Origin of the sequence: Enterococcus sp. AZ101, assembly GCF_050499005.1 — a bacterium.
Classification (GTDB): Bacteria; Bacillota; Bacilli; order Lactobacillales; family Enterococcaceae; genus Enterococcus_L; species Enterococcus_L ureilyticus.
Window position 1 is genome coordinate 1,646,865 of record NZ_JBMHEZ010000001.1, and the last position, 16,481, is coordinate 1,663,345.

13 protein-coding genes are annotated in these 16,481 nt (G+C 36.4%); 11 read left to right on the forward strand and 2 right to left on the reverse strand.

Annotation, left to right across the window (positions count from 1 at the left end; genetic code table 11):
• Positions 1 to 8: 8 nt before the first annotated feature.
• The 5 genes from nagE to IGJ50_RS07835 all read left to right on the forward strand — a co-directional run bounded on the left by nagE (position 9) and on the right by IGJ50_RS07835 (position 5,245).
• The gene (nagE, locus tag IGJ50_RS07815) at positions 9 to 2,003 is read left to right on the forward strand and encodes an N-acetylglucosamine-specific PTS transporter subunit IIBC (protein ID WP_207120316.1); all 1,995 of its coding nucleotides are present in this window, start codon (positions 9 to 11) and stop codon (positions 2,001 to 2,003) included.
• Between the two features lie 331 nt (positions 2,004 to 2,334).
• Entirely contained in the window at positions 2,335 to 2,691 is a 357-nt protein-coding gene (locus tag IGJ50_RS07820; protein WP_429949763.1) for a hypothetical protein, read from the forward strand.
• Positions 2,692 to 2,704: 13 nt separating this feature from the next.
• Positions 2,705 to 2,878 (forward strand): hypothetical protein, encoded by a 174-nt coding sequence (locus IGJ50_RS07825; RefSeq protein WP_167351680.1) that lies wholly within the window; start codon positions 2,705 to 2,707, stop codon positions 2,876 to 2,878.
• Between the two features lie 176 nt (positions 2,879 to 3,054).
• Positions 3,055 to 4,242: an elongation factor Tu gene (gene tuf, locus IGJ50_RS07830; protein WP_069640693.1), complete on the forward strand. Its 1,188-nt coding sequence runs from the start codon at positions 3,055 to 3,057 to the stop codon at positions 4,240 to 4,242.
• A gap of 115 nt (positions 4,243 to 4,357) precedes the next feature.
• Complete coding sequence (locus IGJ50_RS07835) at positions 4,358 to 5,245, forward strand: PhzF family phenazine biosynthesis isomerase (protein WP_429949765.1); 888 nt, start codon at positions 4,358 to 4,360, stop codon at positions 5,243 to 5,245.
• A gap of 18 nt (positions 5,246 to 5,263) precedes the next feature.
• On the opposite strand, the gene mprF is transcribed toward IGJ50_RS07835, so the two are convergent.
• Both mprF and IGJ50_RS07845 read right to left on the reverse strand, forming a co-directional pair.
• On the reverse strand, positions 5,264 to 7,852 hold the full coding sequence (mprF, locus tag IGJ50_RS07840; RefSeq protein ID WP_069640691.1) for a bifunctional lysylphosphatidylglycerol flippase/synthetase MprF: 2,589 nt from the start codon (positions 7,850 to 7,852) through the stop codon (positions 5,264 to 5,266).
• A gap of 10 nt (positions 7,853 to 7,862) precedes the next feature.
• Positions 7,863 to 8,582 (reverse strand): alpha/beta fold hydrolase, encoded by a 720-nt coding sequence (locus IGJ50_RS07845; protein WP_207120317.1) that lies wholly within the window; start codon positions 8,580 to 8,582, stop codon positions 7,863 to 7,865.
• 176 nt (positions 8,583 to 8,758) lie between these two features.
• Here IGJ50_RS07845 and IGJ50_RS07850 point away from each other — a divergent pair, with 176 nt between their 5' ends.
• The 6 genes from IGJ50_RS07850 to rpoD all read left to right on the forward strand — a co-directional run bounded on the left by IGJ50_RS07850 (position 8,759) and on the right by rpoD (position 16,449).
• Entirely contained in the window at positions 8,759 to 9,376 is a 618-nt protein-coding gene (locus IGJ50_RS07850) for a lysozyme family protein (RefSeq protein ID WP_207120318.1), read from the forward strand.
• A gap of 142 nt (positions 9,377 to 9,518) precedes the next feature.
• Entirely contained in the window at positions 9,519 to 11,855 is a 2,337-nt protein-coding gene (locus IGJ50_RS07855) for a cation-translocating P-type ATPase (RefSeq protein WP_429949767.1), read from the forward strand.
• A gap of 37 nt (positions 11,856 to 11,892) precedes the next feature.
• Positions 11,893 to 12,126, forward strand: coding sequence for a hypothetical protein (locus IGJ50_RS07860; protein WP_083244395.1), 234 nt, complete (start codon positions 11,893 to 11,895; stop codon positions 12,124 to 12,126).
• Between the two features lie 52 nt (positions 12,127 to 12,178).
• Positions 12,179 to 13,072, forward strand: a complete 894-nt coding sequence (locus IGJ50_RS07865; protein ID WP_379896854.1) for an SPFH domain-containing protein — start codon at positions 12,179 to 12,181, stop codon at positions 13,070 to 13,072.
• Positions 13,073 to 13,355: 283 nt separating this feature from the next.
• Positions 13,356 to 15,266: a DNA primase gene (gene dnaG, locus IGJ50_RS07870; protein ID WP_429949769.1), complete on the forward strand. Its 1,911-nt coding sequence runs from the start codon at positions 13,356 to 13,358 to the stop codon at positions 15,264 to 15,266.
• 76 nt (positions 15,267 to 15,342) lie between these two features.
• Entirely contained in the window at positions 15,343 to 16,449 is a 1,107-nt protein-coding gene (gene rpoD / locus IGJ50_RS07875; RefSeq protein ID WP_025868903.1) for an RNA polymerase sigma factor RpoD, read from the forward strand.
• Positions 16,450 to 16,481 lie beyond the last annotated feature (32 nt).

Below are 16,481 nucleotides of genomic sequence, written 5' to 3' on the forward strand. Positions count from 1 at the left end.
AGACAAAAATGAAAGCATATATGCAAAGAATGGGACGCTCGTTAATGCTTCCTGTAGCAGTATTACCAGCTGCTTCTCTATTGGTAGGAATCGCAAACTGGATCGTGGGGACAGTGGGTCCTAGTGCGGCTACAACATTTTTAATGAATGGTGGATTAGCTATTCTTGATAACTTGGCATTATTATTCGCTGTTGGTTTAGCATTGGGGATGTCAAAAGATAAAGATGGAGCAGCAGCTCTTGCTGGTTTAGTCGCTTATTTAGTTCCGAAGACAGTGTTAGGAACAGCTTCTGTGCAAGCAATTATGGGATTAAGTGACATTGCGGATGTAAATCCAGCATTTAACAGTATGGGCAATAACGTATTTGTTGGAATCATTGCTGGTTTAACAGCTGCGGCAATGTACAATCGCTTTTCGAATGTGAAATTACCGATGGCACTTTCGTTCTTCAGTGGTAAACGTTTAGTTCCAATTATGTCAGCTATTGCAATGTTGGCAATTTCATTTGTATTGTTGTTTATCTGGCCTGTTGTCTATAATGGCTTAGTCGCTTTTGGTGAAGCTATTTCTAGTTTAGGTTTTGTTGGAGCTGGTTTATACGGATTCTTCAACCGTTTGTTGATTCCAACAGGCTTGCACCATGCTTTGAACTCAGTATTTTGGTTTGATGTTGCCAATATCAATGACATTGGGAATTTCTTAGCAGGACAACAAGCGTTAGATTCAGGCAAAGCGATTATTGGTCAAACAGGTATGTATCAAGCTGGATTTTTCCCAGTAATGATGTTTGGATTACCTGCAGGGGCATTCGCAATTTACCAATGTGCTCGTCCTGAAAAGAAAAAAGTAACGGCTTCTTTAATGTTAGCAGCCGGTTTTGCTTCATTCTTTACAGGTGTAACTGAACCATTAGAATTTTCATTTATGTTTGTTGCATGGCCGTTATATGTGGTACATGCTGTGCTTACTGGTTTATCTTTAGCATTCTCTGCTTTTATGCATTGGACAGCAGGGTTCGCATTTAGTGCAGGGTTTGTTGACTTCTTCTTAAGTCTAAAAAATCCAGTAGCCAATCATCCATTGATGTTAGTTGTTCAAGGTGTTGTCGTAGCGGCAATTTATTACTTTGCGTTCCGTTTTGCCATCACTAAATTCAATTTAATGACTCCAGGACGTGAAGAAGGTGAAGGCGAAGAAACACCTGATTTAGATACTACTGGTGATAACAAATTTGCAGTCTTAGCAAATAAAATCTATCAAGGTTTAGGTGCCGATGCAAATGTTACTTCCATTGATAATTGTACAACTCGCTTACGTTTAACTGTAAATGACACAAGCAAAGTTGATCAAGCAAAAATCAAAGCAACTGGCGTTCCAGGTGTGAAAGTAATTGATGGCACAAATATTCAAGTAATCGTTGGTACAGAAGTTCAATTCGTAGCAGATGAAATGAACAAAATACACAATGGTGCAGCTTTGGTCACAGGTGAACCTGTAAGCAAGCCTGAAGTGAAAACAGAAGCGCCAAAAGTAACTGCAAAAGAAACGGAATTATATGCTGTTGCAAACGGAAGGCTTATTCCAATTTCAGAAGTTCAAGATGATGTTTTTTCAGCAAAAATGATGGGTGATGGCTTTGCGGTTATTCCGACTGATGGAGAAGTATCAACACCTGTTGCAGGTAAGATCACCAGTATTTTCCCAACAAAACATGCTTTAGGAATTCAAACAGATTCTGGCATTGAAGTTTTGTTACACATGGGCTTAGATACCGTCGAGCTAAAAGGGGCACCATTTACTTTACACGTTGAGGAAGGTCAAGTACTGAGACAAGGGGATAAAATAGCGACAATCGATTTAGCAGCACTAGCAAATGCTGGTAAAAAAACTGACTTGATTGTTGTTTTCACTAATCAAGATGTTGTAGAAAACTACGATTTAACAAAAACAAATCAAACAGTTTCTGCTAATAATTTGATTGGAAAAGTAACAGTAAAATAATCATTAATGGCTATCTGAGATTATTCTCAGATAGTTTTTTTGTACTATTGCTTTATTTTTTTTCTATGATATGGTTAATGTGTACTTGTTTTATGTTTTAAAGTTTTAAGGACTTCCTTTTGAAAAAATAAAAAATGATTGTGACAACAAACGTCGCCTTCATTTTTTCCTGTTTTTTTGACAATATAGAATAAGTTCTTATCACTTTATAATTTAGGAGGAGATTATCTTGCATGAATAAGGCTGGACACAAAGAAGTGCCAGTTGATGATCATACGGTTTCTTTGTGTCATATTGAATAAATATGATAAAGATGAAGGAGCAAAATTACATGATTATTATTAGAGGGAACAATCCGAGAAAAATTGATAAGATTTGGGATTTAGTAAAAAAGAAACATACAGGAAATAAAATTGCGATCGTTGGGTATCCTGGAGAAATTCCGCATAATTTTATTCGTGCAAAGCAAATGCCTGCTTATGAAACAATGACAAAACACAATACACTTGACGATTTAACCCATTTTTTAAGTGAGATGAAAGATCGTTTTGAAGCGATTATTCTTTACATTGATTGTGAGTCTCACTTGATAGAATCAATAAAAGCCATAACAGAGACTTACAAAGAACAGTTTATTTTAACTGTTTATGACAAAAAGGTATATGAACAAGTGGTTGATGGAGAATAAAGGTGGTAGTGGTATGAAGGAGAAGACTGAACAATTATTAGGCTTGATCCAAAAATTTCAAACGGAAGACTTATCTTTAGACGATGCAATTAAGCTTAGACGATTATCCGCCGAATTTGCCAATCTTTGCGGTGAGGCAGTTGAGGAAAAAATGGATCAGTTTTACAAAGAAAGAGTAACAGGTTGAATGTCTTATCAAAAAGAGTAGAGTAAATTCTGCTCTTTTTCATTTACTTATAATTAGTAAGCAAATAAGTTGTGTATTTTAAAAAAAGGAATATAATAACACTATGAAGGTCAGAGAAGGTCAATTCATGTTGATTCTTCAGAAACCTTTAGAAGAAAATAGGAGGTTTGTAAATTATGGCAAAACAACATTATGACAGAAGTAAACCACATGTAAATATCGGCACGATTGGTCATGTCGATCACGGTAAAACAACATTGACCGCTGCAATCACCACAGTATTAGGAAAAAAAGGCCTAGCAAACCCTCAAGACTATGCTAGTATTGATGCAGCACCAGAAGAACGTGAGCGAGGTATTACAATCAACACCTCACATGTGGAATATGAAACTCAAGCTCGTCACTATGCTCATATTGATGCACCCGGACACGCGGATTACGTTAAAAACATGATTACAGGGGCAGCACAAATGGATGGTGCGATTTTAGTCGTATCAGCAACAGATGGACCGATGCCACAAACACGTGAGCATATTTTGTTATCTCGTCAAGTAGGTGTAAAATATTTAATCGTTTTCCTTAACAAAATCGATTTAGTTGATGATGAAGAACTGATCGATTTAGTTGAAATGGAAGTGCGTGAGTTACTGAATGAATATAATTTTCCTGGAGACGATACACCAATCATCAAAGGCTCTGCTTTGAAAGCTTTACAAGGAGATCCTACGGCTGAAGATGCAATTATGCAATTAATGGATACTGTGGACGAGTATATTCCAACACCAGAAAGAGATACGGACAAACCACTATTATTACCTGTGGAAGATGTCTTTTCTATTACAGGTCGCGGAACTGTTGCTTCTGGACGTATTGATCGTGGGAAAGTAAGTGTTGGAGATGAAATCGAAATTGTCGGAATCAAACCTGATACGCAAAAAGCTGTAGTGACAGGAATTGAAATGTTCCGTAAAACCTTAGATTATGGTGAAGCAGGTGACAACGTCGGCGTTCTTTTAAGAGGAATCACTCGGGATGAAATCGAACGTGGCCAAGTGATCGCAAAACCAGAGTCTATTACACCGCACACAAAATTTATTGCAGAAGTATATGTTTTGACGAAAGAAGAAGGGGGACGCCATACACCATTCTTTACAAATTACCGTCCGCAATTCTATTTCCGTACAACAGATGTTACTGGTGTAGTAGAATTGCCAGATGGTGTTGAAATGGTCATGCCTGGAGATAACGTTACGATCGATGTTGAATTAATACATCCGATAGCGGTAGAACAAGGAACAACATTCTCCATTCGTGAAGGTGGTCGTACTGTTGGGTCTGGTATTGTAACTGAAATTGAAAAATAGCAAAAAGAGAATCTTTGATAAACATATCAGAGATTCTTTTTTTGTTAACAACGGAAAGTACACTTTTAGTATTTGTGATATACTATCTGTTAAAAAGAAAAGGGAGTTAAGGAGAATGAAAAGTACGGTTTTAAGAGTAGATGCGTTTACAAATACTCAAGGAAAAGGCAATCCAGCAGGTGTGGTACTGAACGGTGATTCATATAGTGTAGAGCAAATGCAGGAAATTGCAAGAGAAGTTGGTTTTAATGAAACTGTTTTTGTATGCTCAAGTGATCGTGCAGCCATCAAATTAAGGTATTTTACTCCTGGTCATGAGACGCCACTTTGCGGACATGCGACAATCGGGGCCATCTTTGCTTTATTTAACAAAAAAGGCAGCTGTCAATTAGAAATCGAAACCGGTGCAGGTATTTTGCCGATCATCTATGAGGAAGAAACGCAGAGAATCACAATGAAACAAGCGCAACCGCAATTTATCGATTTTAAAGGGGATCGCTCCGCCTTATGCCAAAGTCTTGGTATTAACTTAGAAGATCTTCATGCTGATTGGCCGATTCAGTATGGCAATACTGGATCATGGACTTTACTAGTACCTGTTATTGCGCCAGAAGTTTTAGATAAAATGATTCCTAACCCTACAGTATTTCCAGATATTTTAAAGGAAATCCCTAAATCTTCAATCCATCCTTTTGCTGTTGTTTCAAAAGATGAAGCGGTTTATACGGCTAGACACTTTTCTTCGCCCTTTTCTGGGACAACGGAAGACTCAGTGACAGGAACAGCTTCAGGTGTCATGGGAGCTTATTTGCTGAACCACGTTTATGAAAATGATCATAGCAAAATGATCCAGGTTAACCAAGGACAACATGTACAAAGAGAAGGAAAAGTTTTGGTTCATATTGTAAAGGCTAATAATGGTGACCACGAAATCAGTATCTCTGGTACGGCTTGTCTGAATCACTCATTTGAAGTGATGATAAAACAAAAAAGAACTGAATGACTTCAGCTCTTTTTTTGTTTAACGTTGATATCTGTTTCTAAGAATACGACGAACACCGTGTATCTTTTTCTGTTTTTCAATCGGTGCATTGTCAATGATCAATAAGGCGATCATAACGTAGGCGATAAAACTATCCCGAGAGTATAACGTATATCGTGAAACCCACTCCGCCGCATATTTTTCTTTATAATCACGTAACCCTCGAAACGAATAAAAACGTGAACCGAATTCATATACTAAATAAGCAATTCGTTCTTGAATAAAGCTTTTTTTTGAAGTACCAACATTAGATAAAGGAGCCATTCCTAAATTGAAATACGTAAAACCTTCCTCGTTCATATAGTTGAATAAAGAAATGAATAGATAATCCATCACGCCAGAAGGTGCTTCTTTACTATAACGCATCAAGTCGATCGTTCCTTCTTCTGTAGTATAAGTTGGTATAATGTTTGCAAAGGCAACGATTCGCCCCTCTTGATTTTTAGCGACAGCTATTTGTCCACGCTGTAGATAAGTTTCAGAAAAGAAGCCTAATGAGAACCCTTTTTCCTTGCGACTTCCTAGCCATTCATCAGAAACCTGTTTTAGCTCAGACATTAATTCATTCGAAAATGGAGGTTGTAGGACTTCAAATTGATAATTTTCTTTTTTAAAACGGTTCATGACTGCCCGTTCACTTTTCATTTTCTTTCCAGAGAGAGTGAAGTTAGCTAAATCAACATGTGCTTCTTCCCCCATTTTGATAAAGTCGTAGCCAAATTCGTGTAAATACATCACAACTTCTTCGGATGACTCGTAAAAAACAGGAAGATAGCCCCAACGATCTGCTTCGGTAATAAACTGTTCAATTGCTTCTGGGAAATCTTCTTTCTTTCCAGAAGGATCACCCATGACAATACACTTATTATTGAATGTCTTAAATTGTAACAAAACAGTCTCTTGGTTTTCCGAATTGGTATAGATATACATCTCTTTATCTTTTAGAAAAATAAGTTGACTATCTGTATTTCCACCATACGTTGTTAAAAGGGTAAAGGCTCGTTTTTCATCTAGTGGAGTGCCCAATTGGTATCGTTTCCCTTCAAGATAACGGATAAACAGATAACTAAACAACGTTACTAATAAAATACCGATAAAACCGGAAAACCAAATTTTTTCTGATGGAAAGAAAAAGAATGAAATAAAATGACGATTATGATGAGGGAAGGTAGGTAAATTATACACGCCGATCACAAGATATAAAATGGTCAATGTCAGGAAAATAATGCCATCAATTGTGATCATTTCCCAAGAATAAACTAACTGTTCTCTAAATAATTCTCTTTTGGAGAAAATAATAATAATAAGTAATAAACTAAGAAAAATAAGGACACCCCAGCTGAAATCTTTCAAAAATGTATAAAGGAAAGTTACCAGAATCAACCCAATTGTGGGCAAGTAAGCACGCTTGACCCTTGCGGCAATACCTCGACCTGTAATGAGTAAGAGAAACCCTAATAAAATAGCCGGAAATTGCGTAATAATATGAAAGGAAAGCGGATTTAGCTGCTTTAACCAGTTGAACTGACTAAAAGCTTCTGGAATAGTAGCAGATAATACGATCATGATTCCAGAAAAATACATTAAGAAAACAACAAACTTATGCGCTATTTCTGTAGACAGTTCTCGTGGGATTCCTGAATAACGTGTATTTAGACGATAACTTAGATTCTTTATAAAAAATATAACGCCGATAATAAAAGGAACAATGTAATAAAAAAGACGATAGAGTAATATCCAAGCAACAACGACTTCTCGATTGATCCCTAAAGCTGAGAGACCAATGATCATCATAATATCAAAACTACCCAGCTCACCTGGAATCATCGAGACGATTCCAATGACGGAAGCTGCAATAAAAAGAGGCACAACTTGCAATGGATGCATTGTAACGCCCATCAACATTCCAATCAGTAAAAAACTTCCTATAACGCCTGTCCACTCTAAAAATGAAGTTAGAATAAGCCCAAAGCGTGTTTGGCGATCAATATCCCCAATATATTCATCTTTTCTAAATAAACTTACAATCAAAACAACAGGGAAATACAAACCGCCGCCAATCAGCCAAATCCAATATTGCTGTAAATATTGATTTGTGTGAACAAACATGACAAGAAAGAAGGCCATAAGGCTATAAATAGAAAGTCCGGACATCAAAAAAATCAAAATTTTAGATAATGCACGAACGACGGCTTTGCCATCTTTCTCTTTTCCATAAAACTCAGAGCGCAATCCGATACTGACTAAACCACCAAATCCGGCAACATTGTTAATCGTATTGATTACCCAACTACTTTCAATAAGAAAAGTCTTATCTAGTTGTTGTTTTAAGATCTTATTAAGAATCACATCGTAACCAATCATTGGAACAACAGCAATTAGCCCAATCAAAAACATTAAGCCGATTTTCCAGAGCGCAAGATCTTGAAAAATATCCGAAAGTTGCTGGAATGAAATTGTTTTACTAATTGATAATAATTCACGAAAAACGATGATTATGACTGAAAAAATAAAAATTGTTTTAAAATAGCTAAAATGATCTTTGATCCATTGGAGCATTTTCTTCATTTAATTGCACCTACTTTTCTTTTAAAAATGATAGAATTTCTTGGTTAAATGTTTTGGGGTCCTTTCGAGCAAAAGAATGTCCTTGTCTTGGAATTAGCACAAAAGTAGCATGTGGAATTTCTTTGGCTAAATACATTGAATGGCTACGCTTGATAATATCATGTTTGCCGACGAGTACTAAAGTCTTTTGGGAAATCTGCTTTAAATCTAAAGCAGTAATGGTGATATCCTGTACCATCAATCGAACAATCGCCAGTCGCTGTTTCGCTTTTTGACTGAATAATGCCAATAATCGAAGATAAATATATTCAATTGCCGTCAGAATTCTTACAGGAAAATGAACCCCTTGAACAATTGTATTTCCCGCATTCAGTACTAAACGATGAACAGATTCAGGATATTTCTTTGTAAAAACCATGGCAAGATTTGCTCCATCGCTAAAACCGACAATATCTGCTTGAGGGAGTTGTTCTTGAACCATGATATTATAAAGGTCGTCAGCCATTTGCTCAAAGGTTAAATCAATGCTGGTGTTTGTTGAACGGCCATGGGCACGACTGTCAACCGTATAGACTGTGAAATAGCGGCTAAATACAGGTACTTGTTTTTCAAAATAGCGCCCACTTCCTCCATTTCCATGAAGTAAGAATAAAGGGGTGCCGTGACCTGAAACTTCATAATAAATGAGGCTTTTATCCGTTGTTAGTAGAACTTTCTTTTCTTTTTTCATATCCTTACCACCCATCTCGTTTAGTATAGCGGTTTTTCAAAATATTTAAAACTAAAATGGATAGAAGAATAGTAGCAAATTTTTATTAAAGAATGATAAAGAATCAACCTTTTTTTAGATTTTTTTTGAATAATAACGTATTATGAAAACTACACAAAAAAAGTTTGGATGATAAGATGAGTAAATTGATGAAAATCGTAAAAAGAATACTTTGGTTATTTCTTCTGTTATTGATCATCGGTTTGGGCTACTTTGGTTTTAAAATTCGCCAAAATGTTCAACAGGTTATGACTTATGAAACAGAAGTAGAACGAGTAGTAAAGAAAAATAATATTCCTGAATACAAAAATTTGGTGTTAGCAATTATTTATACTGAATCAAAAGGACTTTCAGAAGATTTGATGCAAAGTAGCGAGAGTGCTTACGGTAAAAGACAAATGATCGGTAGCACGGAAGAAAGTCTTGATGCGGGGGTCGCATTTTTAGCCCAAGCAATCGAAAAATCAAATGAAGCGGGCTGTGATATATGGACAGCTGTTCAAGCGTATAATTTTGGATTAGATTATATTGCCTTTGTTAAAGAGCAGGGAGGTAAAAATTCAGTTCGCTTGGCAGAAGAATATTCAAAAGAAGTGTTATCACCATTACTTGGAAATACGAATCAACAAACCTATCGGTATTATCGTCCGCAAGCGCTAATTTATAATGGAGGATTCTTATATAGTAATGGCGGGAACATGTTTTATGCTGATCTGGTCAAGATGAACCAGCAATTTATTAAATGGTTAAAATAATTTAAAGGCTAAATTAGTGATCCTTAAGAATGTCGTCTATTGAATGGTACGAATTCTTAAGGATTTTCTTGAACTTCTTTCTATTTACAAGTAAACTAAAGAAGATATAGTTTCAACAAGGAGAAAGTAGGGAATTAAATTCATGACAAATAAGTTTGACCTGAAACAAGGATTGACTCAAATAGAGGTAGAAGAACGAAAAAAACAAGGTTTACAGAATGATTATGAAGAAAATGTGGCTAAATCAACAAAAGATATTATTTATGATAACCTCATGACATTGTTCAACTTTTTAAATTTTGGAATTGCACTCTGCCTACTTTTTGTGGGTGCGTATTCTAACTTAGCTTTTTTAGCTATTATTCTAGTCAATATGGGGATGGGGATCTATCAAGAAATTCATGCTAGAAATTTAGTTCAGAAGTTATCAATTGTTTCTAAAGAAAGCGTTCATGTGATTCGTGAAGGAAAAGAAGTAGAGATCGATACAACAGAATTAGTGCTGGATGATATTGTTGTGATTTCTGCTGGTGAGCAAGTTCCTTCAGATATGGAAGTTATAGAAGGAAAAGCAGAAGCGAATGAAGCCTTATTGACCGGTGAGTCTGATTTAATCGAAAAAATAGCTGGCGATGTGTTACTATCAGGCAGTTTTCTAGCAAGCGGGCAAGTTTATGCAAAAGTTGTTCATGTTGGAGCAGATAATTATGCGGTTAAAATCACAGCAGAAGCAAAAGTGCATAAACCAATTCAATCTGAATTAGTAAATTCAATTCGCAAAGTATCTAAATTCACAAGTTTAGTGATTATTCCTTTAGGGATCATTTTATTTGTGGAAGGTTTCATGATTCGTAACTCTGGAATTGAAGCATCTGTAGTGGCATCCGCTGCTGCTTTATTGGGCATGTTGCCAAAAGGATTGGTCTTGTTGATCAGTATCACCCTTACAACAGGTGTTGTAAAACTAGCGAAAAAACGGATTTTAGTTCAAGATATGTACTCAATCGAAACATTAGCTCATGTTGATACACTGTGTTTGGATAAGACAGGAACAATCACTGAAGGAAAAATGAAAGTTCAAAAAGTAGCAGTCTTACATGCAAGTTATCATGAAAACTTTCCGCAAATCATCGGTAGTTATTTAGCGGAAAGTACAGATAATAATATCACGATGCAAGCTATTCGGAATCACTTCGATCTTTCCAATCGTTATGGAGCAGTAAAGAGTCTGCCATTTTCTTCTGAAAGAAAATGGGGGGCAATTGAATTTAACGAATTAGGAACAGTCTATCTTGGAGCGCCCGAAAAACTGGTTGCTGCCGATCGCTTACCAAAAGAAGTGATTGAAGCGCAAGAAGAGGGATATCGAGTGCTAATGTTAGGAATTGCAGAAAATACATCATTAGATGAAGAAAAGATACCTTTTTTAGAACCATTAGCAGTTTTAGAAATTGATGATCCGATTCGTCAAAATGCTAGTGAAACATTAGCCTATTTACGTGAAGAAGGGATTGACTTGAAAGTGATTTCTGGTGACAATCCTGTGACAGTTTCTAATATCGCTCGCCGTGCTGGATTATTTGGCTATGAATCATATGTTGATATGTCAACGATGGAGACAGAAGCGCAAGTGCGTCAAGCAGTCCATGACTATACGGTGTTTGGTCGAGTAACGCCGCAACAAAAGAGAACGATTGTTAGAGAATTAAAGGATAACGATCATGTGGTTGCAATGACAGGTGATGGAGTTAATGATGTCCTAGCATTGAGAGAAGCAGATTGTAGTATTGCTATGGCTGAAGGTGATGGGGCTACTAGACAAATTTCAAACTTAGTATTATTAGACTCTGATTTTACAACACTGCCAGATGTCTTGTTTGAAGGTCGACGCGTGGTCAACAATGTGACAAAAGTTGCTAGTGTCTTCTTTATCAAAACGATTTATTCATTTATTTTATCCATGATTTGTGTCTTTACAACAATCGCATTTCCTTTTATACCAATCCAAATTACCTTGATCGATTTGGCAATTGAAGGATATCCAGCCTTCTTCTTATCATTTGAAGGCGACAGACGTAAAGTTAAAGGGGAATTTTTACCGACTGCACTAAGAAATGCATCCGTTAATGCAGTCTTAGTTGTATTAAACATTGTGACAGTTTATTTGATGGGACAAAATCAAGGCTTTAGCCAAATGGATACCACAACACTAATGTATTACTTGTTGATTGGAATTAGTTGTATGGCAGTTGTTCGGGCATGTTTACCGTTCAATCCATTACGTATTTTCTTAGCAGTCACAACCGTAGGTGGAATTTATGTGGCGGCAATGCTGTTCCACAGTATTTTAGAAGTAGGCTTTTTAACTCAGCAAACCTTACCGATATTTGCGGTAATGATGCTTATTAATATCGTGATTCGGATCATGATTGGTCTTTTCCAAATGAAACGAGCTGGTAAAACCATCAAGGATCTTTAAAATGGCATAAAAGGTATGGAAATAGGGAGGGGTATCTATGAGTGGAGAGTATCAAATGCGCAAAACTATCGGAAAATGTTTTCGATCTGCTACAGATAATTTTAATGGCGTAATTCGAATATATGGTAGTCCCTATATGTATCGTGTAATTAATGGTATCCCTGAAAAGGGGGCGATGCTGGAAGTAGTAGATTTTTCCAGTACTGAATTATTTGTAACGGTGAACAATTATTTATTCGAAAGTGATGTGAATTATATTGATAATCCTTAATATTCTAATTTTTATCCTCGTTCTTGTTTTGATTTTGGTCCTTATTTCAAAAATGGTGATTATCGTTCAACAGGGTGAAGTGAAAATCGTTGAAAGTTTTGGGAAATATGTTAAAACGATCGATCCAGGTCTTCATTTCCTAATTCCTGTTTTGTATAAGGTACGTGGTCGTGTTTCTTTAAAACAAACACCTTTAGAAATTGAATCTCAAAGTGTAATCACCCGCGACAATGTAATTGTTGAAGTTGATGAAGCAATCAAATATCACGTGACGGATGTTCGTGCGTTTGTCTATGATAACGAAGATTCTGTTACCTCAATGATTCAAGATTGTCAGTCAAACTTACGTGGAATCATCGGTAAAATGGATTTAAATGAAGTGCTGAATGGAACAGAAGAAATCAATGTTAGTTTATTTGAAAGTGTAAAGGATATTACGGCAGGTTATGGTTTGTCGATCGACCGAATCAATATTGGTGAAATTTCTGTTTCGGATGAAATTGTCAATTCGATGAATAAACTAATCACAGCTAGTCGAGATAAAGAATCGACGATCACGATTTCAGAAGGTAGAAAGCAATCGATTATTTTGGATTCAGAAGCGAATGCTTCGCAGATGCAGATTGACGCCGAAGCTCGTGCAAAACAAACAAAAATCGATGCCGAAGCTCGTGCGCAACGTACGAAAATTGATGCTGATGCAGAAGCCGAACGAATCCGTATTACAACAGAAGCAGAAAGACAACGTATTTTGGCTTTGAATCAAGCCATCAAAGATAGTGATTTGAATGAACAAGCGTTGGCTTACCTAGGAATAGAAGCCTTTAAACAAGTTGTTAGCAGTGATGCAAACACAGTGATTTTACCAAGTAATATGACAGAATTAGGAAATATTCCTGTTGTTAAAGAATTATGGACTGCACAAGATACGCAAACCAAAGTGTGATTTTGAGATAGACGTTGAAAAAGTTAAAGAGAAAAGACAGATGAACGTATATCTGTTTTTTCTTTTTCATTACACAAAGGTTACTATATTATTATTATGTAAACCTAATCAGATGAAATCAAATGTTTTGAAAATAAAGATGCAATTTACTTGAAAATTATGTTTAGTATGATACAATGAAATATGTGTAATTGTGTCTTTATAAAAGTCGCGCTGAAGATTTCAGTGCTTTTTTACTGACTATCGCATAAATTAGCTTTTCGCTATTTTGGAGGTGAGAACAGTGGCACAAAGAATCCCTCAAGAAGTGATTGAGGAAGTAAGACAACGTACGAATATTGTTGATGTAGTTGGACAATATGTTCAATTGAAAAAATCCGGCAAGAATTATATGGGTCTATGTCCGTTTCATGAAGAACGTTCCCCTTCATTTTCAGTAGCAGAAGACAAGCAAATTTTTCATTGTTTTGGCTGCGGAAAAGGTGGAACTGTTTTTAATTTTCTGCAGGAAATAGAAGGAATCAATTTCCCCGAATCTGTCCGCAGAGTTGCTGAGTTAGAGCAGATACCAGTGAATATCGATTGGGCTAATACGATGGATTCTAACCCAACGGAAAACGTACAAAATCGCAAATTGATCGAACTTCATAAAAAGGCAGCAGATTTATATCATCATGTTTTGATGAATACTCAGATAGGTGAACCGGCGTTAAATTATTTATTGGAACGTGGGTTAACAAAAGAACTCATTGAAACATTTAAAATCGGTTTTGCTCCTCAAAAACGCGACTTTTTAAGTCAAGTATTCCAAAATGAAGAAGTCGCTGAAGATTTATCTAAAGAATCTGGATTGTTTATCCAAAGAGATAATGGTGAATTTTTAGATCGCTTTTATCAACGAGTGATGTTTCCAATCAGCGATGATCGCGGAAACGTGATTGCCTTTTCTGGGAGACTTCTTAAAACAGAAGATTTTCTAGGTGACGATATGCCTAAATATTTAAACAGTCCGGAAACCGTCTTGTTTAATAAAAGAGAGACATTATTTAACTTTGATAAAGCGCGCAAAGAAATCCGTAAGGAAAATACCGTGTTTTTATTTGAAGGTTTTATGGATGTGATCGCGGCATGGCAGGCTGGTATCACTAGTGGCGTTGCTTCTATGGGAACTAGTTTGACTAATGAGCAGATTCGTAAGCTTGAACGTGTAGCAAAAGAACTTGTTGTTTGCTATGATGGAGATACTGCTGGAGTAGAAGCAACAAATCGAGCAATTTCATTATTAAGTGAACATAGCAGGTTTCAATTAAGTATCGTAAGTATTCCTGAAAAATTGGATCCAGATGATTATTTAAGAAAATACGGCAACGACTCTTTTCGGGAGTTAGCACTCCATGGTCGAGAAACGGTGTTTAGCTTTAAAATGCAGTATCACCGTTTGACTAGAAACATGAATAATGAAAAAGAGCAGCTTGATTATGTCAATGAATTATTACAGGAATTGTTACTAGTTCAATCGCCTCTAGAGCGTGATCGTTATCTAAATCAGTTGGCGCAAGAATTTCAGTTGTCCTTCCACTCTTTAGAAGAACAGTTAAAACAACTGGAAACACAACAACGCTCTACGAAGAGAAGGGAAAGACAGCAACAAGTCGCACCGCCGCCTCAAGCGTTTGATGAAATGACGGGTCTAATGGAACCGCCAGAAATGTTTGAAGAAGTCGTTGTTCCTTCTACACAAAATAAATTACCGTTAACACAAGTAGAAAAAGCAGAACGTACATTATTGTATCGTTTGATGAATGAACAAAGTGTTCGAAATCAATTGATTCAATTACCTGAGTTTAATTTCGCACATGATCAATATCAAGAGCTTTACCTATTATTAGATAGCTACATGAGTGTTCACTCGGACTTTTTACTTGCAGATTTTATCGATTATTTAAAAGAAGAAACGATAAAAAAATTGGCAATCGATATTTCGTTACAGACGATTTCAGAAGAAAGTTCTGAAAGAGAGATTGCGGATGTGATAAGGGTGATTGCAAATTCTAGTTTAGACGATTTGATTCAGCAAAAACAATTGCAAAAAAAAGAAGCTGAACGTCTTGGGAATAAACAATTGGTAGACGAACTAGCGATCGAAATGATTAACTTAGTAAGACAATTGCAAAAAAGTCGTACATTGTCATAATGAATATGTCCAGATAATGTATTTGACTATTATTTATATATTTAATCGAATGGAAAAATGAAGGGGGCCTTCTTTCATGGAAAAAGAAACAGAAAAAAAATATGCAGCTGCATTGGCGGCCTTTATCAAAGAGAGCAAACCGAAAGGCAATGTTCTTTATGATGATTTAACAAACAAATTAGCAACGCCGTTTACATTGAATGCAGACGAAATGGAAAAATTGATCCAAAAAGTTGAAGATGCTGGTATCAGTGTCGTAGATGAGAATGGTGATCCAAGTGAACATAGTCTAAAAAAAGATGCAAAAGTTGCTGAAAAAGCCCAAATGGAAGATTTATCTGCCCCTACTGGTGTTAAAATCAATGACCCTGTTCGTATGTACCTGAAAGAAATCGGGCGTGTACAATTATTAACTGCAGCGGAAGAAGTCGAATTAGCACTAAAAATCGAAGAAGGCGACCAAGAAGCAAAACAACGTTTAGCAGAAGCAAACTTACGTTTAGTTGTTTCAATTGCCAAACGTTATGTAGGTCGTGGGATGCAATTCCTGGATTTGATCCAAGAAGGAAATATGGGACTAATGAAAGCTGTTGAGAAATTTGACTATCGTAAAGGGTTTAAATTCTCAACGTATGCTACTTGGTGGATTCGTCAAGCAATCACTCGTGCTATCGCTGACCAAGCAAGAACGATTCGGATTCCTGTGCATATGGTGGAAACGATCAATAAATTGATTCGTATCCAACGCCAATTGTTACAAGATTTAGGTCGGGAACCAACGCCTGAAGAAATCGGTGCAGAAATGGACTTACCAACTGAAAAAGTCCGCGAAATTTTGAAAATAGCACAAGAGCCTGTTTCTTTAGAAACGCCAATTGGTGAAGAAGATGACTCTCATCTTGGAGACTTCATTGAAGACCAAGATGCAACTAGTCCAGCTGAACATGCTGCTTATGAATTGTTGAAGGAACAATTAGAAGATGTTTTAGATACACTGACTGATCGTGAAGAAAATGTTTTACGTTTACGTTTTGGTTTAGATGATGGACGTACCCGTACTCTAGAAGAAGTGGGGAAAGTTTTTGGTGTAACTCGTGAACGAATTCGTCAAATCGAAGCCAAAGCACTACGTAAACTACGTCATCCTTCTCGTTCTAAACAATTAAAAGATTTTCTAGAATAAGAAGTTTTTCTTAAAATTTGAACAGCTCTTTT

Excerpts from the sequence above, each read along its gene's own strand:
- nagE (WP_207120316.1), top strand. The coding sequence starts at position 9 with ATGAAAGCATATATGCAAAGAATGGGACGCTCGTTAATGCTTCCTGTA.
- IGJ50_RS07820 (WP_429949763.1), top strand. The coding sequence starts at position 2,335 with ATGATTATTATTAGAGGGAACAATCCGAGAAAAATTGATAAGATTTGG.
- IGJ50_RS07825 (WP_167351680.1), top strand. The coding sequence starts at position 2,705 with ATGAAGGAGAAGACTGAACAATTATTAGGCTTGATCCAAAAATTTCAA.
- tuf (WP_069640693.1), top strand. The coding sequence starts at position 3,055 with ATGGCAAAACAACATTATGACAGAAGTAAACCACATGTAAATATCGGC.
- IGJ50_RS07835 (WP_429949765.1), top strand. The coding sequence starts at position 4,358 with ATGAAAAGTACGGTTTTAAGAGTAGATGCGTTTACAAATACTCAAGGA.
- mprF (WP_069640691.1), bottom strand. The coding sequence starts at position 7,852 with ATGAAGAAAATGCTCCAATGGATCAAAGATCATTTTAGCTATTTTAAA.
- IGJ50_RS07845 (WP_207120317.1), bottom strand. The coding sequence starts at position 8,582 with ATGAAAAAAGAAAAGAAAGTTCTACTAACAACGGATAAAAGCCTCATT.
- IGJ50_RS07850 (WP_207120318.1), top strand. The coding sequence starts at position 8,759 with ATGAGTAAATTGATGAAAATCGTAAAAAGAATACTTTGGTTATTTCTT.
- IGJ50_RS07855 (WP_429949767.1), top strand. The coding sequence starts at position 9,519 with ATGACAAATAAGTTTGACCTGAAACAAGGATTGACTCAAATAGAGGTA.
- IGJ50_RS07860 (WP_083244395.1), top strand. The coding sequence starts at position 11,893 with ATGAGTGGAGAGTATCAAATGCGCAAAACTATCGGAAAATGTTTTCGA.
- IGJ50_RS07865 (WP_379896854.1), top strand. The coding sequence starts at position 12,179 with ATGGTGATTATCGTTCAACAGGGTGAAGTGAAAATCGTTGAAAGTTTT.
- rpoD (WP_025868903.1), top strand. The coding sequence starts at position 15,343 with ATGGAAAAAGAAACAGAAAAAAAATATGCAGCTGCATTGGCGGCCTTT.